We start from the raw sequence: 18,675 nt of genomic DNA, 5'->3' as shown, positions 1-18,675 counted from the left end.
TTCCGTCATCGCAGTTTACGGGTTGCGTGACGGAAGGCATGCTTTTTGCCCATTTTACTCCCTGCTCGAATGAATTTCTCTACACCCGTTCTGTTTTTGACGACCCGACTGCGCTGGAATTTCTTGCGGATCTCGTGGTTTCTCCTGCTGCTGCTCGGTTCGGCAACGGCCCTGCTGGCCCAGACAAGCCAGTTGACCGGCACGTTTGTCGATCCCAACAAGGCGGTTTTGGTCGGTGTGCCGGTAATTCTGATTTCTCAACAGGATACGACCCAGCAACAATACACCGTAACGGACACGGCGGGCGTCTTCAGTTTTCAGAACCTCAGTCCGCAGTCCTACCGCATCAAAGCGACCTATCTCGGTTTTCAGGAATACGATAAAGTGATCACGATCAGCCAGCCCGTGCAGGACTTGGGCACGATTACGCTGACGGAAGATTCGAAAACGCTCAAGGAGGTCGTGATCAAAGGGCAAATACCGCCCGCGCAGCAGAAAGGCGATACGCTCCAACTGAATGCCGATGCATTTAAAGTGACGAAGGACGCGACGACCGAAGATCTGATCAAGAAAATGCCGGGCATTACGGTCGAAAACGGCACCGTGAAGGCGCAGGGCGAGGATGTGCAGCAGGTGTTGGTCGACGGCAAAATCTTCTTCGGCGACGATCCGAGCATTGCGCTCCGGAACCTGCCGGCCGAGGTCGTCGATAAAATTGAGGTGTTCGACCGCATGAGCGATCAGTCGCAGTTTACCGGTTTTAACGACGGCAATACGACCAAGACCATCAACATCGTGACGCGGGGTGACCGGCAGAACGGCGTTTTCGGTCGGGTTTACGCCGGGTATGGAACCAACGACACGTATTCGGCGGGCGGGAATGTCAACCTCTTCAACGGCGCTCGACGTCTGTCGATTGTCGGCCTGAGCAACAACATCAACCAGCAAAACTTTTCCTCACAGGACCTGACCGGTGTAGCCAGTTCGGGCGGGGGAGGAGGTGGCTTCGGCGGTGGTGGTCGTGGGGGCGGAGGCCGTGGAGGGGGCGGTGGTGGCCGTGGCGGCAACTTCGGCGGGGGCGGAGGGGCAGACAATTTTCTGGTTGGTCAGCAGAGCGGGATCAACAAAACCAATTCCATCGGCCTTAACTTCTCCGACGACTGGGGCAAGCACCTCACGTTCCGGGGGAGCTACTTTTTCAACAACAGCAATAACAACAACGCCCAGACGGTTTTTCGACGCTATACACTGTCTGAAAATACCAGTCAGAATTATTTTGAAAACAGCGTCAGCCGGACGGAGAACTACAATCACAGGCTTGATTTTCGGCTGGAATACACGATCAATTCCAATAATTCACTCCTGATTACGCCCCGGCTGCGCTGGCAGAACAATAATTCAATGAGCCGGGGGCAGGCCCTGACGTATCCGGGTGCCGACAGTTTGTCCAACAATTCGACGCTGGGAAACAATTTCAATCCGGTTTTGCCGCCCGACAGCCTGCTGCTGAACCGCAGTAATACGAATACGACCAACCGGGTTCGGGCCTTTAATTTTAGCAACAACATCTTGTTCCGGCACCGGTTTGCCAAGCGGGGTCGCTCGCTTTCGATCAACTTCGGAACGCAGATCAACACCCAAAACCGGGACAACACCCAGTTGTCGCTAAACGAATATTTCACGGGCACCACGCCGGACCAGCGCATCGATCAGATCACGGACAACAACACGCCGAGTTACCAGTATTCGCTGAATGCGGCTTTTACGGAACCGCTGAGCAAACTGAGTCAACTACAACTTAACTACACCACGACATACCGCTACAGTGATGCCACCAAGCGGACGAACCGCTACAACCCGGCCACGCAACGGTACGACACCCTGGATTCGCTGCTGTCGAACACCTTTCAGAACGACTACCTGACTAATTCGGCGGGTGTAGGCTACAATTACCGGTCGCCAAAAATGGGGATTAATGTGAACATGAACTTTCAGCGGGCCGACCTGATCAGCGACCAGTTGTTTCCGCTGAATAACGACGTGCGGGCATCTTTCAACAACCTGCTGCCCTCGGCCATGCTCGATTTCCGCTTATCGACCGACAGCCGCATCCGGCTGTTTTACCGGACCAATACCCAGGCACCGTCGGTGACGCAGTTGCAGAACGTGCTCGACAACTCCAACCCGCTGTTTCTGACCGCCGGGAACCCGGATTTGAAACAATCGTATAGCCACAACGTTTCGGCTCGCTACCAACTGACCAAGCCCGTCAAAGGCCGCAGCCTGTTCGTGTTTGTGAACGTCGGGTCGACCAACAACTACATCGCCAACTCCACGCTGATCAGCAACGGCAACGTGACGTTGCCCGATGGTACTACGCTGGGGCAGGGCGTGCAATTGTCAAGGCCGGTGAACCTGAGCGGGTTGTGGAACCTGCGGACGTTTGTCACGTACAGCACCCCGCTCAAGTTTATCAAGAGCAACATTAGCCTGAACGTCGGGAACAGTTACAGCCACCTGCCCAGCCTGGTCAACAACCAGATCAACAACGCCAATACGATGACCTGGTCGCAGGGTGTCAACCTGAGCAGCAACATCAGCCAGAAACTGGACTTTTCGTTCTCGTATTCGGGTAACTTTAACGATGTGAAGTATTCGCTTCAGTCACAGAATAACAACCGGTATTACTTCCAGGTCCTGAGCGGCCGGGTCAACTGGATTTTCGGGCCGGGGCTGGTGTTGCAGTCCGATATTTCGAACCAGAAGTACACCGGATTTAACGGCAGCATCAACCAGCAGTTTACGCTCTGGAATGCGGGCGTAGGCAAGAAGTTCCTGAAAGACCAGCGGGGGGAACTGCGGGTGTCGGTTTTCGATTTGCTGAAACAAAACAACAGCCTGAGCGTGACCCAAAACGATACGTACGTCGAAAACAGCCGCGCGCAGGTGTTGCAACGGTATTTCATGCTGACGTTTACTTACAACCTGCGTCAGTTCAAAGCCGCCCCCTCACGCACCAACGGCGATGCCCCGACGGATCGGCCCGCCCGCCCGAACTGGCGGGAAGGGGGCGGAGGGCGGTTCCCCGGTGGTGGCCGTCCGGGCGGTCCTGGCCCCGGGAATAATTGAGGGAGTATACAAGAGGGGGCACCTTTTGTATCGAAGACTACCCCCAACCCCCTAAAGGGGGCTGTCAAATCCGGATCTTTAGCTCCCCTTCAGGGGTTGGGGGGTTGTTTATTGTCTTTCAAAAACCATCACATGCTGCTGCGGCAGTTTTCGGTAAACGCTTTTGAGGGACAAACCGACGGCTTTCATCTCTTTGGTGGCCTGGGCAATACTCATTTTGTGGTGCGGTTTGATGGGCACGTTGGGGTCTTCGGCCCGGTATTCGACCAGCACCACGCGGCCACCCGGTTTCAGCGCCCGAACAATTTGCGTCATCATTTCGCGGGGGTGCGAAAACTCGTGGTAGGCATCCACTAGCAGCGCCAGATCGACGCTGTTGGCCGGAAGTTTGGGGTCGGTGATGGTGCCCAAAACCGCTTCCACGTTCGACAGACCGGTTTTCTTTTTCGTTCGGTTCAGGTCGCTGATCATTTCCGGTTCAATATCGACCGCCAACACCTTGCCGTTCGGGACGTTGGATGCAATCCGAAACGTAAAATAACCGGTTCCGGCTCCGATGTCGGCCACTACGTCGGTTGGCTTCAGTTTCAGGGCGTCGAGCAGCAGGTCGGTGCGTTCTTCCTGTTCGCGCTCCGGGCGTTCGAGCCAGGCGGCTCCCAGGTGGCCCATCACCTGCGAAATTTCCCGGCCCATGTACACCTTGCCCGTGCCGTCGTAGGCCGGTTTTTGGTACTGATAAACCCCTTTCGGAGCCGCCGTGGTGCCGGGTTGCTGCGCCTGTGTAAAGGCGATGGAGAGAGAAAACAGGAGCAGGAACCGAATCAGTCGTTTCATACAGGGAAAAATCAGTTACAGCGTGAACAAGCCGTAAAGGAAAGTGTTTAAACAGAAACTTCAACCACTCTCACGCACGTATGAACCTGATTTTGCACCTTTTACTCGATGCGGCCGTCATCTTCGGATTAGCCTACCTCATGCCGCAGGTCGATGTGAAAAGTTTTGGTACTGCTTTATTGATTGCGGTCATCCTGGCGGTTTTGAACTTTTTGGTGGGCTGGCTGCTCCGATTCCCACTCAACCTGGTGACCTTCTTTCTGCTTACCGGAATTGTCCGGATTTTGGTGACAGCCATTTTGCTGAAACTGATCGATAAAATGATGAGCAGCTTCACGATTGTCGGTTTCTGGCCCGCGTTGGTCATTGCGGTAGCGGTGGCGGTCATCGGAGCGCTGGTCGATGGTGCCCTGGCTCCTGCGCCCATCGTCGTGGAAGAGCGGTACGACGAAGCCATGCGTCTGATTCCGAGCTTGTTACGCGTGTAAGGATATTTGATAGGAACACGGATTTGATGGATGCAACGGATCAGAACAGATTAGTTAATCCGTTTCAAATCCGTTGCATCCATCAAATCCGTGTTCCTATCAAGCTTATTTTGCTTTGCGGATGTAAATGTTGCCGTGCATGTTTTTCATCATTACCTCCCGGCCCCCGCCGTTCACTTTGCCCTGCACCCAGTCATCGATGCTCACTTTGTACATACCGTCTTTGGCGCTTCGGCTGGCGTTGGGCTGGCTTTTGTCGACATCCACATCGAAGTCGCTGTAAATGTCACCCCGGTCGGATTTGAGCTTGACGTTGAATTTTGCGTTGGCAGGGAACGTTACATCCACATTCCCGTTGAGCGTTGAGAAAGCCATCGGGGCGTCGTTGACACTCCGGAACGTCGCCTTCAACGGGCCATTGACGGTATTCGCCACGGCCGACCCGGCGACGTTGTTGAGCTGAATGGAGCCGTTGACGTTGTTGATTTCCAGTTCACCGTTGACGTTTTCGATCACAATATCGCCGTGGTTGATGGTGCTTACTTTCATCGAAAACTGCTGCGGTACCTTGATGGTCAGGTTGATGGGCCGTTTGGGCATGCCCATGTTGATGGAAACGGTGTTATTCTTTTCTTCAGCGGTCAGATCGAGGCCACCCCGGGTCGACAGTTTCTTCATGCCGTTGGCTAGTTCGTCCGGTTTTTCCTCTTTTTTCTTGCCGGTATACGCTTCGGCGGTAGCATCAATCACGACCTCTTTCCCGTTATAGCCGGTTACCTGGATCGAGCCGTTGAACAGGCCGACGCGCAGAAAACCAGGTTTGTTCGGGTCGTTCAGCGGAATAACAAGCTGTTCTTTAATTTCGCTTTGGGCGATGATCGGCTGGAGATCGGCAAGCGTAATCAGCAAAAGAACGGCAATAAACAAGCGGTTGATTTTCATGGTATTTGATGAGACTAAAGACATGAGATACTAGACTAAAGACAGAAGAGCGGCACGCAAATACGGTGTTTGATGGGTTTTCACGATTGTTTTTTGATGTAGACACTGCCGTTAAACGTTTCGAACCGGAGCGTTTTGCCGCCGTTGCCAATCCGGATGGACGTATCCTTGTTGAGTTTGTAGACCGTACCGTCGCCCTTCTTCTCCTGCGTTTTGACGACGTTCACCGGCAGAATTTCGGCATTCGGGAAATCGGTATAAAACTCGCCCTGAAAGGTCTTGAACGTCAGGTCGGCCGACAGATTGGCGGGGTAACTGATCTTAATGTCGCCGTTCAGCGTGTAATACTTCGACTGCTCGGGCGGGCTGCTCAGGTAGTTGGCTTCCACATTGCCGTTGATGGTGCGGGCGTCGGTAGCCCCTTTAATATTGGTCAGGGTTACGGCGCCGTTTACATTATGGGCAGACAGCGAACCCGTCACATCTTTCACATTTACATCTCCTCCGTTGACGGTCGAAACATGCAAATTCATCGAATACGGCACTTTGACGGTAAAATCAAGCTCATATTTGTAATCGATCCGTCGGTAGTTAGTGCCATTGTCTCCTCGTTTCCAGTTGCGGTTTGGCCGTGAATCATACGGTTCGGCGATGTACGCAATGATGCTGTCGGCATTCTGGTCGAATTGCAGCAGGAATTCCTTTTTGCCCTGTTCGAGCAAATCAGCGGTTTTGGCCGAAATCGAGCGGTCGACTTCCAGCACGACCTTGTTGCCCGCGTAGCCTTCGACTTTGATAAAACCGCTGATGTTGTAGATGGCCAGCGTACTGCTTCCAGCGACTTTCGAAAGCGTGAATTCCCGGCTGATGTGGTCTTTGAATTCCTGGTTCTGGGCCGACGCGGAGATCTCCGTCAGGACCAGTCCGACCAGCAGGAGGGCGATAAATGGTTTCATAGTTTTTGTTTGTGGTAGAGTAAAGACAAGAGACAATAGACAGGGGACAAGAAAGAAACAAGAGACAGGGAACCTGACAGAAAAGATGGCCTGTTATTATTGTCTCTTGTCTTTTCTCTCTTGCCTAGGTCAATTCCTTGATTGATTGCTCGATTTTCACTTTAACAAAATCATTTAGATCGTCCTGCCGGAGCAGTTGCCGCAGCGGTTTGACGGAGCGTTTCTCCTGCAGTTTGACCATCACGTCGGCCAGCGCCGATTGCACCAGGGGCGAATCCTGTTTGACGATGGACTGCACCAAACCTTCCCGGACGCGTGGGTCGGCGGCCATACTTGCCAGGGCTTCCAGCGTCACCAGCCGGACGTTGACGTTCGAGTCGTTGTTGAGCGTACTCAGCAGGGCGTCGATGATCTTCTGATCGACCTGCTGGATGTCTTTCGTGTATTCGACCGCCCGGAGCCGTTCCGTCGCCGACGAATTTTCGAGCAACGACAACAAAACCGTCTGCCGCATTTCTTTCACCTGCGCATCCAGCTCGCTGATTTGCTGCTCGTAAACCGGAGCCTTTTTCGCACTCAGCCAGTAGCCCCCCGCCAGTCCGACCAATACCAGCGTCAGGCTGTAAGCCACCCGAACGGCCAGTTGCGGGGTTAAAAACCGGCGCACCCGGCGCAGGATACTTTTCCACGATCGACGGCGTTTTTGAGCTTCCGTGTGCTGGTAGGTTTCCAGCATGGCGTAAAACCGGGTCCGGACTTTTTCGCCGGGTTCCGGCATGGGCACATTACCCATCGCCAGCCAGAGTTGCCGGGTCGCTTGCAACTCGGCCTGACAATCGGTGCACTGCGCCAGATGGGCTTCCACGGCAATCCGGTCGGTGTCCGACAATTCGTTCCCCAGCAGGTCGATTAATTGCTCTTTGGCGCTTTCACAGTTCATAACTTTGTTCGATTTTGTACCCACGGACCTTAGTCCGTGTGAGTTTGTAAACCTTTATGTTGGTATCAACTACTGGATAATTGAAGCTCACACGGACTAAACGGGGCCGCCCGGCGGTCCGTGGGTACGGTAAAGACGTTTCAATTCATGCATCGCCCGGTGAACACGCACCTTGACGGCCCCTTCGGTGGTATCCAGAATCCGGGCAATTTCTTCGTATTTTAGCTCCTGAAACCGGCTCAGAATCAGAATTTCCCGGTTTTCGGGACAGAGCCTCCGCAGGGCGTCGTGCAGCGAAGCCAGCTCCTGTTCCTTCTGTAAGGCCTCGTCGGCGGCCGTTCCGCCCCCAATTTTTTCGACAAAATCCGCTACATCGTACTGGTGCCTCGACGGCTTGTTTTTCCGGACATGGTCGGCCAGCACATTGCGGGCCAGGTGGTACATCCAGGTCCGGAACTCGCCCTCTCCGGTGAACGTATGCCGGTATTTCAGCATCCGGTAAAACACGTTCTGCACCAGGTCCTCGCTGGTGTCGGTCTGCCCGGTCATGTGGTACAGAAAACCGAACAGGGCGCGGTGGTAGCGTTCGAAGAGCAGGCCCATCTTTTCCAGATTACCGTCCTTTACCTGAAGCATCAGTGCGTTGTCTGTCAGCGTTTTCAACCGGGTAGCCGTTGCGGGTTTGTCGAATCTGGTGGTGGAAACTGCCGGAAGTTGGGAAGGTTACAGGAATCGATGAAATTTTTTCGCCCCGATTTTTGTAACTTGCTTACCATGATTTTCGACAATCACAACCGCCCCATCACCTACCTTCGTCTGGCCGTCACGGATCGCTGCAATTTGCGGTGCTTTTACTGCATGCCGGAAGAGGGCATCAAGTACCTGCCCAAACACCAACTGCTGACCTACGAGGAGATGGAGCGGCTGGTGCGGGTGCTAGCCCGGCTGGGCGTGTCGAAAATCCGGATTACGGGCGGAGAGCCTTTCGTACGCAACGGCCTGATGGATTTCCTCTGGCGATTGAAAGCCACCGAAGGTGTTGACGAACTGCACATTACGACCAACGGCGTGCTGACCGAACCGCTCGTACCCGAACTGGTACGAATGGGCGTCGGCTCGGTCAACCTCAGCATCGATACGCTCGACCGCGAACGGTTTCGGCAAATCACCCGGCGCGACGAACTGCCCGCCGTGCAGCGGACCCTCGATGCCTTGCTGGCGCACCGCGTGCCGGTCAAGCTGAACGCCGTGGTGATGGAAGGCAAAAACATTGAAGACCTGCCGCTGCTGGCCGAACTCACCCGCGACCATCCCGTCGAAGTGCGGTTTATCGAAGAAATGCCGTTCAACGGCGAAGGCAGCCACTACCCGGTTTTGAACTGGACGCATCAACGTATTTTGGCCGAATTGCAAACCCTGTATCCCGGTTTGCAACGGCAGGCCGACGCGCCGTTTTCGACCGCAACGACGTACCGCATTCCCGGCTATCAGGGCACCATCGGCATTATTGCGGCTTTTACGCGCACCTTCTGCGGCACCTGCAACCGCATCCGGCTGACGGCCCAGGGAACGCTCAAAACCTGCCTGTACGACAACGGCGTGCTGGATGTTCGGGCGTTGCTCAGATCGGGAGCCACCGACGACGACCTGACAGCCGCTTTCCTGAAAGCCTTCGCCCACCGCCCGAAAAACGGTTTCGAAGCCGAACGCCAGCGCGGACCGGTAACTGAATCCATGTCGACCATCGGCGGGTAAACCGGGTCGGATTGTGCCTTTCTGATGAGAATAGTTCCAAACTGGTTTTATGACACGATTTCTTTACCCTGCTCATAGTCTTCCAAAAACCGGCCGGAAGCTGGTTTTTCCAGTATTGTATCTAGTAGTAATGAGCCTTTTCACGGCGCTCATCCCCTCGTCTGACCGGCCTGATCAGACCCGGCATAAGTCTGACCTGGCCGGGAAAGCGAACGGCTGGCGGCTGGAGAATGCGTTTCCGAACCTGCGTTTTCGCCGGCCGGTGGAGTTTACGTATGCCGACGAGGGTAGTAACCGGGTCTTTGTGCTCGAACAGGAGGGGCGAATTCGGGTGTTCGACAACAGCGCGACCGCAAAAACCGCAGCGGTTTTTCTGGATGTGCAGAAAAAAGTTTCGTCGGAGGGGGAGATGGGCCTACTCGGGCTGGCGTTTCACCCCGACTTCCGGCGCAACGGTTTCTTTTACATCTATTACACCAAACGCAATCCCCTCGAATCGGTCATTGCCCGGTATCAGGCCACCGGACCCAATCGGGCGACGGTTGACCCGGCCACCGAAACCGTGTTGGTACGGTTTGCGCAGCCCTACGACAACCACAACGGCGGGAAAATCGCTTTCGGTCCCGATGGGCTGCTCTACATTTCGACCGGCGACGGCGGTGCCTGGGGTGACCAGCATAACAACGCCCAAAACCGTGCTGCGTGGCTGGGCAAAATCCTGCGCATCGATGTGAATAAAACCGACAAAGGCGCCTACGGCATTCCGGCCGATAATCCGTTTGCCGGAAACCGGGAAGGCTATCGGGAAGAGATTTTCGCTTACGGCCTGCGCAACCCCTGGCGGTTTAGTTTCGACCGGCAAACCGGCCAGCTCTGGGCCGGTGACGTGGGCCAGAATGAGTTTGAGGAGATTGACATCATCACGAAGGGCGGCAATTATGGTTGGCGGTTGAAAGAAGCGGGGCGGTGCTATAACCCCCGCAACGACTGCGATCCGGGAGGTCTGATCGAGCCGATTCACCACTATCCGCGTCAGGACGGCACATCCATTACCGGCGGGGTTGTCTACCGGGGCTCCCGACACTCCGGTTTGCGGGGCAAATACCTCTACGCCGACTTTGCCAGTGGCCGGATCTGGGCGCTGACTGCCGAAAAGGGCCAGAAAACCGACAACCAACTGCTGCTTAAAACCGACGGGGCCATCTCCGCGTTTGGCGAAGACTCCGCCGGTGAAGTCTACCTGCTCGACCACAACGGCACGATTCAACGGCTGGCGACCGTGAATTGAGCTTATTGGAGTTGATCAACTATACATTTATCGCTGTCCGCAAATGGACAAGTGATTGTCCCCGGGCGGACAGCTTGAATTGAAAGGACGACGGCGCAGGTGTTTCTACGATTACCGAAAAGAAGTCCGTTACCGTTCATAGCTTTATACTACCTTTAATGTATTAGGTATTACATAGTACCTTTTATAGCATAATTTTTGGGAAAGCGTTACTATGGCCTGGCCATGTTAAAAATGTTTTGATCCAAACTGCTTCTTTTTCCTGGTATGATCCGTAATTACGTCAAAATCGCCTGGCGGAATCTGGTCCGCAACCGGACTTTCGCGGCCATCAATATTGTCGGGCTGGCGCTTGGGCTGGCCACTTGCCTGCTAATCTGCCTCTTTGTGCTGGATGAACTGAGCTACGATCGGTTTCACGAGAACGCCGACCGGATCGTGCGTGTCGTGTTCCGGGGAACGGTACAGGGCGGGAAAATGAACGAAGCGCACGTCATGCCGCCCGTGGCCCGGACACTCAGAGCGGATTACCCCGAAGTGGAAGAAGCCACACGGCTGCGGGTTGGCGGAAGTCCCCAACTTGTGGTCGGCGACAAGCTGTTCAACGAAGAGAAAATGGCGTTTGCCGATTCGAATTTCTTCCGGGTGTTTAGCTTCCGGCTATCGCAGGGCGATCCGAAAACCGCTTTAAATCAGCCTAATACCGTGGTGCTGACGAAGCCGACGGCGCTGAAAATTTTCGGTCGGGCCGAGATTCTTGGTAAAACGATTCAGGTAAAAGGCAGCACGACGCCCCTGACCGTGACGGGTGTCATGGACGAAATTCCGGCAAATTCACACTTTGAATTTGACTTGTTCACCTCGATGGCGAGCCTGCCGGAAGGCCAATCGACTTCGTGGATGACTTCGGAGTTTTTTACGTACCTGGTCCTGCCGAAAGGCTACGACTACCGACAACTGGAGGCCAAATTGCCGCAGGTGACCGAAAAATACATGGGGCCGCAGATTGAAAAAGCGTTCGGGATGAGCTACGCTTTATTTCGGCAAAAAGGTAACAACATCGGGCTGTTCCTCGAACCGCTGACGGACATTCACCTGTATTCGGATGCTGCGTATCAGCTAAAACCGTCCGGAAACAGCCAGTATGTGTATCTGTTCGGGGCCGTGGCGGTTTTTGTGTTGCTGATCGCCAGTATCAATTTCATGAACCTTTCGACCGCCGGGGCGTCGAAACGGGCTAAGGAAGTCGGCATCCGGAAAGCGATGGGCTCCATTCGGCTCGAACTGGCCGGGCAATTCCTGATCGAATCCATCCTGCTGACGAGCCTTGCCCTGTTTGTTGCCGTGGGGCTAGTCTATGCGGCTTTGCCGCTGTTTAATGCGTTGTCGGGCAAAGAGCTGACTTTCAACCCGGTTGCCATGCCCTGGTTGCTGCCCTCGCTGCTGCTGTTTGGCCTGGTGGTGGGCGTCCTGGCCGGAAGTTACCCGGCGTTTTACCTGGCGTCGTTCCGGCCGGTGGCGGTGTTGAAAGGGCGGTTTACGGTCCGTAAAAGCGGGATTAGCCTGCGTAGTGGACTGGTGGTGTTTCAGTTTTTCATTGCCATTCTGCTCATGATCGGTACGACGGTGGTATACCGGCAACTCGATTACATCCAGAGCAAAAAGCTGGGTTACGACAAGAATCAGGTGCTGGTGTTGTCGAATACCTGGGCGCTGGGGCCGAAAGAACGCACCTTTGCCGAACTCCTGCGGCAGGACCCGCGCGTAGTGCGGGTGAGCCAGTCGGGGTATCTGCCCGCCGGAGAAACGAACAACAACAATTTTTTTGTCTACGGAGATGATAATTCATCCCAACTGCTCAAAACACTTCGGTACGACATTGATTACGAGTACATTCCGACAATGGGAATGACGCTGGTCACGGGCCGGAATTTTTCACCCGACTACGGCACCGACTCGACGGGCATCCTGATCAACGAAACGGCGGCCCGGACGCTGGGCTGGACTGGTCGTGCGCTCGGGCACCGGCTGACGAGCACCGACAATCAGGGCAAAAAAACCGTGTACCGGGTGGTGGGCGTGGTCCGGGATTTTCATTTCCGGTCGCTGCACGAGCGGATTACGCCCCTGGTGATGGTGTTGGGCAAAAATCCCGGAACGCTAATTGTCAAGGTCAAAACGCCCGACGTCGCTGGCTTGTTGAGTAGTCTCAAAGCGCAATGGACGGCGTTCAAGACCGACCAGCCGTTTGCCTACTCGTTTATGGATGAGCGGTTTATGAAAACCTACGAAGCCGAACAGAAAATTGGACAAATTCTGGGCATTTTTTCGGGATTAACCATTTTCGTGGCCTGCCTGGGACTGCTGGGACTGGCTATTTTCACCGCCGAGCAGCGTACGAAAGAAATTGGCGTGCGGAAAGTACTGGGCGCGTCGGTGGCCAGCATCGTCGGGATGCTTTCGAAAGACTTCCTCAAACTGGTGCTTGTTGCCCTGACGCTGGCGTCGCCCCTGGCCTGGTTCGGCCTGGAAAAATGGTTACAGAGCTTCGAATACCGGATTGCGCTGGAGTGGTGGCTGTTTGTACCGGTCGGACTGCTGGCAATGGCCGTGGCCGGGCTGACCATCAGTTTTCAGTCGATCAAGGCGGCTTTGGTTAACCCGGTCAGGAGCCTGCGGGCCGAGTAGCGGGTTGAAGCGTCAGCATTCATAGACTCAAACCACCACCACCCGGCCAACCAGGCCGGGTGGTGGTGTAAAGTAGCATTAAAACCGGGTTGGTTATTTTTTGGCCGGTTTTTTAAAGATAGTATCGTCAACCGGGCCGTTGATGGTGACTTTATTGGTTGTAAAGACGAGGTTTCCGGCCTGTTCATTCATCATTTCCATTGTGTTGGCGAATTTAAGACCCTCCACTTCTTTGTAATCACCCAATGACATTTCGCCCGGCTGACCATTGATGTTCATTTTGATCTTGCTGATCAGGTAGGAGTTTGCGTCGAGGAACTGGTCCATTACCTGACCGTCCTTTGTGGTGACCTTCAGGTGGTAGGCATCTTTTCCGTCAACTTTCTCTTTCCCAACGAGTTCAACTTTACTGCCTTTTTCCTTGTAATTCACGATCGGGCCAAAGGGATCAAGTTGCCCCAATTGTTGCTTGACCATATCGGCCGGGATTTCTTCGGGCTCGCCCGAGCCACCCATCATCGCCGGGCGGATCATCCAGCCACTGGTACCATCGATGACCTGTACCATCGCATTGCCCATAATCGACGATTCACTCCGCATGGATTTTCCTACGACAATGGTGGTTTTGCTTGGGATGTCCATGCCCTGGACCGAAAGCGACCGTTCGGTATACAGCGTTTTTACCCCATTGATCTTATCCATGCCGCCCACCGCAGCAACGTGTTTATCCACAATCTCATCAACGGTCTGGGCGTGTGCCGTGATGGAGAAGATAACGGCGGCAGCGGTCGCCAGGAAGGTGTTCGTTTTCATCGGAAGTTTGGTTTGGTTTCCTATCGGTATGTCAAAATAAGTATTTTTTTATGGATATTTCTAGCCTATTGGCGTGGTTGTCCGCTTCCGGTACCTGTGCCACCGGCCGGGGCTTGTCCACCGCCCTCGCTCTTCACATCGTCGTTGTTCACCGAGCGTGCCCGCTTCTTGGGCGCATCCATCGTCATTTTACCGATTTTGTACGTAAACGTCAGCCGGACACCCCGGTTGTAGAGGTAAACGTCGTTGACCTGACGGAACTGGTCGGAGTTCAGCACCGTGTGAATGTTAAACCGGTTGTTGAGAAAGTTTTCGGCCGCGATGCCCACGCTGCCCTTTTTGTTGGCAAAATCTTTCTTCACGCCAACGGTGTAAAAGCCAAAACCGCCCTGCCGCCCCTGCAACTGCACCTGCGACCCCTGCAAGAATCCGAAGGCCTGAGCACCCCAGCCCTTTCTGAACGTGGCCGACGCAAACGTACCACCGCTGACGTTAAAACCGGTGTTCTTCAAGTTGGCCGATTGGCCGTCCTGTCCGAGTTCCTGACCCGTCAGGCTGGTGTAAAAGGCGTTCAGGAACAGCCCGATGTTGATCTTGGAGGTAGCCGCCACGTTGGCAAAAACATTGGTTCCGTAGGCGTGTTGCCGACCGATGTTCTCGTACGTCGTCACGATGGCTCCGGCCAGCGTGTCGGAAGGCTGGCGCACCTGCGTAATGGCGTTGTTGGTCACCCGGCCGAAGAACGTCGCGTTGACAAACGTCTTCTTGATGGTCCGGCTCAGGCCCAGTTCGAAATTGTTGGTCAATTCGGGGCGCAGCGACGGGTTGCCGATGGTGATGTTCTGCGGGTTGGACGCGTTGAAGTTGGGGTTCAACTGCTGCAGGCCCGGCCGTTGAATCCGCCGGTTGTAGCCCAGCTTGACCGTCGTTCCCTTGATGCTTTTCGAGGCATTGAAGCTCGGCACCAGCACGCCGTAATCACCCACGCCCAATTGCCCGGATTCGCGGGTGCTGGCGTCGATGAACGTGTGTTCGTAGCGCAAACCGCCTTTCAGCGTGTACCGTTTTTTGGTGGTGTACGTGTACGAAGTGTAGGCGGCCGCAATGTTCTGGTGGTACAGCAGTTCGCCCAGCGTGCCGTTGTTTTCGGTCGTGAAGCCCCCGGTGGGTCCGGCTACCAGGTAGCGATAATCGCTGGTTACCTCCCGGAAAATGGCTTTTCCGCCAAACTCGATCAGTTGGTTTTTTTTAATTGGTGTCTGATAATCGGTTTGCAGCGTAAATTCCTCGTTGATGCTTTTGTTGAGGTTCCGTTGGCGTCCGGTTAGTTCCTGTGAGCCGTTCAGCAGGTCGGCGTCGAAGTTGTTGGTCAGGTCATTGCGGCTATAGAGCGTCGAAACGCTCCATTCCTGCTGCGGTTTGAAGGTGTGCAGGTAGTCGATGTTGGCGTCGACCGTTCCGGAGAGGTTCTTGGTATCCACGTTGCGGTAGGAGGCCAGCCCCGCCGTGCCGTTGGTGAATAATTGGGTGATCAAATCCTGTTGTACCGACATATTGCGGACGCCATAGCGCACCCCGGCCGTCAGGCTCTGGTTTTTCGCCAGGTCATAATCAAAGCCCAGGTTGTACTGCCCGAACAGCCCCGAACTCCGGCCGTCGCCGGTCTGGCGCGTCAGCGTCGTCACGTCGGCCACCTCGCTCGTCTGCTCCAGTCGGGTCCGGGTGATGGTGTTGTAGTTGGCCCGGCCAAAACCGCCCAGCGTAAAACCGGCCTTGCCTTTTCGGTAGTTACCGTTGAGCGACAACGACGATCCGCGATTGCCCACGCCCGAATCGACATTCAGGTTAAGCCCCTGGAGGCTGTTCTTTTTGGTGATGATGTTGATGATCCCGCCCGACCCTTCAGCATCGTACTTGGCCGACGGGCTGGTGATCACCTCGACGGTTTTGATCTGATCGGCGGGAATTTGCTTGAGCGCATCCGATACGCTGCTGGCAACGATGGTCGAGGGTTTGTTGTTGATCAACACCCGGATATTCTGGCTTCCCCGCAGCGACACGTTCCCGTCCAGATCGACGGTGAGCAGGGGCACTTTCCGCAAAACGTCGGACGCGTCACCGCCTTTGGCCGTCATGTCCTTTTCGGCGTTGTAGACCAGCCGGTCTACTTTTTCCTCAATGAGCGCAGCCTGGCCCACAACCGTTACTTCTTCCAGCGTTTTTACATTGGACGACAACTTAACCACGCCCAGGTCCAGGCTCTGGCCGTTGGCGAGCGTCAGGTTGTCAATCGTTTTGTTGCGAAAACCCACGAAGCTGATCAGAATCCGGTAATCGCCGGGGGCCAGTTTCGAGAGCGTGAACTTTCCTTTTTCATCGGCCACCGTACCGTCGACGGCTTTTCCGCTGCTGCGGTTATAGAGGGCAATGCTGGCAAATTCGACCGCTTTCGTCTGGGCCGAATCCAGTACGTAGCCCGTAATTTTGGCGTTTCCTTTGGGCGTCTGGTCTCCGGCGGTACCGGGCAGAGCCTTCGGTTGAGCGGCTCCGCCCATCATCGGAAACTGGGCCCGGGCGGGCAGGCTTAACGAGCAAATCAGTAAAAATAGAGCGATCAGTAAGGCGTTCGTTTTCATGAAGTTCTTTGTATGACACAAAGGTGGAACGCCCGATGCAGACCCGGAAAAGAAAGTGGATGAGCGTATGAATCAACCGGATGGACCTTCGTTTCGGACGGACGAATGAAAAGAAACTTATCGGCCGAGCCAGTCTTTGAACTCGGTTATACGGCTTTGGCTGACAAACACATCCTGCCGGGCCGCAGGCAGCAGGTCCAGCTTGAGCTTAGCTGCCGAATAGACATGAATGGTCTGAATGGCCGGCCGGGCGACCAGGAACTGGCGATTTACCCGAAAAAACACCTTCGGGTCCAGCAAGCCGATCAACTGGTCCAGGCTGTATTCGACCGGCCAGAGTTGTCCGTCGCGGGTTACCAGAAACGTCGCTTTTTCTTCGGAAAAGAAATAAGCAATCTGGTGAGTTTCGATGCTTTTGATTTTGGTACCAACGTTCACCATAAACCGCTCTTTGAAGCGCACATCCTGCGGTTTTTGCATCAGGGCTATCAATGTGCTAAGGTCCGGATGGCTGGTCTGGAGCCGGAGTGTTCTGAATTTTTCCAGCGCGGCCGTCAGTTCGTCGTAATCGACCGGTTTGAGCAGGTAGTCGATGCTGTTGACTTTGAAGGCTTTCACCATGTAGTCGTCGTAAGCTGTAGTAAAAATGACCGGAATGGTAAGCCGGAGTTGCTCGAAAATGCTGAAGACCAGACCATCTTCGAGGTGAATATCCATGAAGGCCAGGTCGGGGTGCGACGGTTGGCCGTTGCCATGTTGGCCAAACCACGAAACCGCTTCGGCCACCGACGGCAGTTGCACCAGCACCTGGATGGCGGGATCGTATTTTTTTAGCATCCGCTCCAGTTGGCGGGCGGTGCGGTCTTCGTCTTCAACAATGACTACGTTCATGGGATCAGCGGAATTTTGACAATAAAAGCGCCCTGCCGTTCGCCGTACCAGATGGGCTGGTCGGTCAACAGCGAATACCGGTTGGTGATGTTTCGCAGACCCACGCCCGTCGACAGTTCGGGTTGTTCGCGGGGTTGCAGCGGGTTTTCCACGATCAGGAATTCATTTTCGCCGTAAATCCTGACCCGCAGCGGCTCGCGGACCGACATGCGGTTGTGTTTGACCACATTTTCGACCAGCAATTGCAGCGACAGCGGAGCGATCCGGTAGCGGTTTTGCACGTCTTCAGGCAGGTCGATGGTGACCGTAAATTTGTTTTCAAAGCGAATTTTGATCAGAAACGTATACGCCTGAATAAATTCAACTTCCGTTTTAAGCGGAACCATATCCTGATCCCGCTGCTCAAGCAGGTAGCGGTAGGCTTTGGAAAGCTGCTTGATGAATTGCTCGGACAGGTCGGCGTCTTCGTGAACCAGCGAGGTCAGAATGCTCAGACTATTAAAGAGAAAATGCGGACTGACCTGATTTTTAAGGGCTTCGAACTGCGCCCGGACGGCTTCTTTTTCCAGTTGCTCGGCTTTTAGCTGAACATCTTTCAGTTGTTGATAGGCGCGGGCATTAATCGTCCAGTAAAAAGCCGAGAGCATAATCATGATCGCAAACCCCATGTTCACGCGCTGAGCAAAAGCGAGTAAATCCGGCGAAAGATGCGACGGATTAAACCGGGGCAGGAGCGAGGGCCATGCGGTAAAAATTAGGGTAAACAAACCTCGGGAAACCCAATGGAAGGCTATGCTGTAAAGAATCGCCAGGCTCAGCGAAATCAACAACGTCAACAGGAAGGCCAGCCAGCCGGATTTTAGCAGAAAATCACTGCCGAACCAGTGAAATAATTGCCGCTGGCTCCAGTCGGTGGCCCCAATCCAGACAAAGTACATGGCGATGGCCAGCATACTGATCAATACAATAAAGGGCAAGATGTGCCATAGCGTCGCAACCGTCCGGGCGGATTCGGGCAGGTTGACGTACAGGATCAGGGGAGAATACAGTAGGATTAACCGAGTTGCCAGTTGCCATTTTTGCCGGGAAGTCAATCGGTCAGTCATTATCGGGTTCGGTTAAAAAACGAAGGTGATCGACAATTTCTGAAAAATAAAAAGAAAGCAGACGATTGCCGGTTTTGGCGGGTTGAGTGATGCGTCTGACTGGATGGATGCTGTTCTGGTGAGCGTCTGTCGATGCGTAGGTGGCTGAAGAAACCGCTGGCCAGGCAGAAAAAAGCCCGGTTTGATGAGTCATCAAACCGGGCAAGACA

The 18,675-nt window shown here is 54.5% G+C and carries 15 protein-coding genes; 5 read left to right on the top strand and 10 right to left on the bottom strand.

The window, feature by feature from the left end; all coding sequences use genetic code 11:
• Positions 1-69 precede the first annotated feature (69 nt).
• Positions 70-3,129 carry an outer membrane beta-barrel protein gene (locus ACO2Q8_RS22850; RefSeq protein ID WP_423347188.1) on the top strand — a complete coding sequence of 1,020 codons (3,060 nt, stop codon included), beginning with the start codon at positions 70-72 and terminating at the stop codon, positions 3,127-3,129.
• Between the two features lie 108 nt (positions 3,130-3,237).
• Here ACO2Q8_RS22850 and ACO2Q8_RS22845 read toward each other — a convergent pair whose 3' ends face one another.
• Positions 3,238-3,963, bottom strand: coding sequence for a class I SAM-dependent methyltransferase (locus ACO2Q8_RS22845; protein WP_423347187.1), 726 nt, complete (start codon positions 3,961-3,963; stop codon positions 3,238-3,240).
• An 80-nt stretch (positions 3,964-4,043) separates the two neighbouring features.
• Between ACO2Q8_RS22845 and ACO2Q8_RS22840 the strand changes: the two genes are divergently transcribed.
• Complete coding sequence (locus ACO2Q8_RS22840) at positions 4,044-4,451, top strand: phage holin family protein (RefSeq protein WP_423347186.1); 408 nt, start codon at positions 4,044-4,046, stop codon at positions 4,449-4,451.
• A 105-nt stretch (positions 4,452-4,556) separates the two neighbouring features.
• Here the strand turns inward: ACO2Q8_RS22840 and ACO2Q8_RS22835 are convergent, their stop codons facing one another.
• The 4 genes from ACO2Q8_RS22835 to ACO2Q8_RS22820 all read right to left on the bottom strand — a co-directional run bounded on the left by ACO2Q8_RS22835 (position 4,557) and on the right by ACO2Q8_RS22820 (position 7,925).
• Complete coding sequence (locus tag ACO2Q8_RS22835) at positions 4,557-5,393, bottom strand: DUF4097 family beta strand repeat-containing protein (protein ID WP_423347185.1); 837 nt, start codon at positions 5,391-5,393, stop codon at positions 4,557-4,559.
• Between the two features lie 80 nt (positions 5,394-5,473).
• Positions 5,474-6,349 (bottom strand): DUF4097 family beta strand repeat-containing protein, encoded by an 876-nt coding sequence (locus tag ACO2Q8_RS22830; RefSeq protein WP_423347184.1) that lies wholly within the window; start codon positions 6,347-6,349, stop codon positions 5,474-5,476.
• A 124-nt stretch (positions 6,350-6,473) separates the two neighbouring features.
• Positions 6,474-7,289 (bottom strand): HEAT repeat domain-containing protein, encoded by an 816-nt coding sequence (locus ACO2Q8_RS22825; protein ID WP_423347183.1) that lies wholly within the window; start codon positions 7,287-7,289, stop codon positions 6,474-6,476.
• Positions 7,290-7,385: 96 nt separating this feature from the next.
• On the bottom strand, positions 7,386-7,925 hold the full coding sequence (locus ACO2Q8_RS22820) for an RNA polymerase sigma factor (protein ID WP_423347317.1): 540 nt from the start codon (positions 7,923-7,925) through the stop codon (positions 7,386-7,388).
• A 138-nt stretch (positions 7,926-8,063) separates the two neighbouring features.
• Between ACO2Q8_RS22820 and moaA the strand changes: the two genes are divergently transcribed.
• From moaA to ACO2Q8_RS22805, 3 genes are all read left to right on the top strand, one after another.
• On the top strand, positions 8,064-9,044 hold the full coding sequence (gene moaA / locus ACO2Q8_RS22815) for a GTP 3',8-cyclase MoaA (RefSeq protein WP_423347182.1): 981 nt from the start codon (positions 8,064-8,066) through the stop codon (positions 9,042-9,044).
• 130 nt (positions 9,045-9,174) lie between these two features.
• Complete coding sequence (locus ACO2Q8_RS22810) at positions 9,175-10,332, top strand: PQQ-dependent sugar dehydrogenase (protein WP_423347181.1); 1,158 nt, start codon at positions 9,175-9,177, stop codon at positions 10,330-10,332.
• A 267-nt stretch (positions 10,333-10,599) separates the two neighbouring features.
• The gene (locus ACO2Q8_RS22805) at positions 10,600-13,020 is read left to right on the top strand and encodes an ABC transporter permease (protein ID WP_423347180.1); all 2,421 of its coding nucleotides are present in this window, start codon (positions 10,600-10,602) and stop codon (positions 13,018-13,020) included.
• A gap of 93 nt (positions 13,021-13,113) precedes the next feature.
• Here the strand turns inward: ACO2Q8_RS22805 and ACO2Q8_RS22800 are convergent, their stop codons facing one another.
• From ACO2Q8_RS22800 to ACO2Q8_RS22780, 5 genes are all read right to left on the bottom strand, one after another.
• Positions 13,114-13,833 carry an outer membrane lipoprotein-sorting protein gene (locus tag ACO2Q8_RS22800; RefSeq protein ID WP_423347179.1) on the bottom strand — a complete coding sequence of 240 codons (720 nt, stop codon included), beginning with the start codon at positions 13,831-13,833 and terminating at the stop codon, positions 13,114-13,116.
• 65 nt (positions 13,834-13,898) lie between these two features.
• The gene (locus ACO2Q8_RS22795; protein ID WP_423347178.1) at positions 13,899-16,469 is read right to left on the bottom strand and encodes a TonB-dependent receptor domain-containing protein; all 2,571 of its coding nucleotides are present in this window, start codon (positions 16,467-16,469) and stop codon (positions 13,899-13,901) included.
• A 117-nt stretch (positions 16,470-16,586) separates the two neighbouring features.
• Positions 16,587-17,360 carry a LytR/AlgR family response regulator transcription factor gene (locus ACO2Q8_RS22790; protein ID WP_423347177.1) on the bottom strand — a complete coding sequence of 258 codons (774 nt, stop codon included), beginning with the start codon at positions 17,358-17,360 and terminating at the stop codon, positions 16,587-16,589.
• A complete protein-coding gene (locus ACO2Q8_RS22785; protein WP_423347176.1) occupies positions 17,357-18,466 on the bottom strand; it encodes a sensor histidine kinase in 1,110 nt (369 codons plus the stop codon). The genes ACO2Q8_RS22790 and ACO2Q8_RS22785 overlap by 4 nt, the downstream gene beginning before the upstream one ends.
• The gene (locus tag ACO2Q8_RS22780) at positions 18,459-18,659 is read right to left on the bottom strand and encodes a hypothetical protein (protein WP_423347175.1); all 201 of its coding nucleotides are present in this window, start codon (positions 18,657-18,659) and stop codon (positions 18,459-18,461) included. The genes ACO2Q8_RS22785 and ACO2Q8_RS22780 overlap by 8 nt, the downstream gene beginning before the upstream one ends.
• Positions 18,660-18,675 lie beyond the last annotated feature (16 nt).

It is taken from the genome of Larkinella sp. VNQ87, from assembly GCF_049445795.1.
Taxonomy (GTDB): Bacteria; Bacteroidota; Bacteroidia; order Cytophagales; family Spirosomataceae; genus Larkinella.
Note: the sequence above shows the minus strand (reverse complement) of the source record. Positions and strands in the feature narration are given on the sequence as shown.

Coding starts and splice junctions, on each gene's coding strand:
- ACO2Q8_RS22850 (WP_423347188.1), top strand. CDS start 70: ATGAATTTCTCTACACCCGTTCTGTTTTTGACGACCCGACTGCGCTGG.
- ACO2Q8_RS22845 (WP_423347187.1), bottom strand. CDS start 3,963: ATGAAACGACTGATTCGGTTCCTGCTCCTGTTTTCTCTCTCCATCGCC.
- ACO2Q8_RS22840 (WP_423347186.1), top strand. CDS start 4,044: ATGAACCTGATTTTGCACCTTTTACTCGATGCGGCCGTCATCTTCGGA.
- ACO2Q8_RS22835 (WP_423347185.1), bottom strand. CDS start 5,393: ATGAAAATCAACCGCTTGTTTATTGCCGTTCTTTTGCTGATTACGCTT.
- ACO2Q8_RS22830 (WP_423347184.1), bottom strand. CDS start 6,349: ATGAAACCATTTATCGCCCTCCTGCTGGTCGGACTGGTCCTGACGGAG.
- ACO2Q8_RS22825 (WP_423347183.1), bottom strand. CDS start 7,289: ATGAACTGTGAAAGCGCCAAAGAGCAATTAATCGACCTGCTGGGGAAC.
- ACO2Q8_RS22820 (WP_423347317.1), bottom strand. CDS start 7,925: ATGCTTCAGGTAAAGGACGGTAATCTGGAAAAGATGGGCCTGCTCTTC.
- moaA (WP_423347182.1), top strand. CDS start 8,064: ATGATTTTCGACAATCACAACCGCCCCATCACCTACCTTCGTCTGGCC.
- ACO2Q8_RS22810 (WP_423347181.1), top strand. CDS start 9,175: ATGAGCCTTTTCACGGCGCTCATCCCCTCGTCTGACCGGCCTGATCAG.
- ACO2Q8_RS22805 (WP_423347180.1), top strand. CDS start 10,600: ATGATCCGTAATTACGTCAAAATCGCCTGGCGGAATCTGGTCCGCAAC.
- ACO2Q8_RS22800 (WP_423347179.1), bottom strand. CDS start 13,833: ATGAAAACGAACACCTTCCTGGCGACCGCTGCCGCCGTTATCTTCTCC.
- ACO2Q8_RS22795 (WP_423347178.1), bottom strand. CDS start 16,469: ATGAAAACGAACGCCTTACTGATCGCTCTATTTTTACTGATTTGCTCG.
- ACO2Q8_RS22790 (WP_423347177.1), bottom strand. CDS start 17,360: ATGAACGTAGTCATTGTTGAAGACGAAGACCGCACCGCCCGCCAACTG.
- ACO2Q8_RS22785 (WP_423347176.1), bottom strand. CDS start 18,466: ATGACTGACCGATTGACTTCCCGGCAAAAATGGCAACTGGCAACTCGG.
- ACO2Q8_RS22780 (WP_423347175.1), bottom strand. CDS start 18,659: ATGACTCATCAAACCGGGCTTTTTTCTGCCTGGCCAGCGGTTTCTTCA.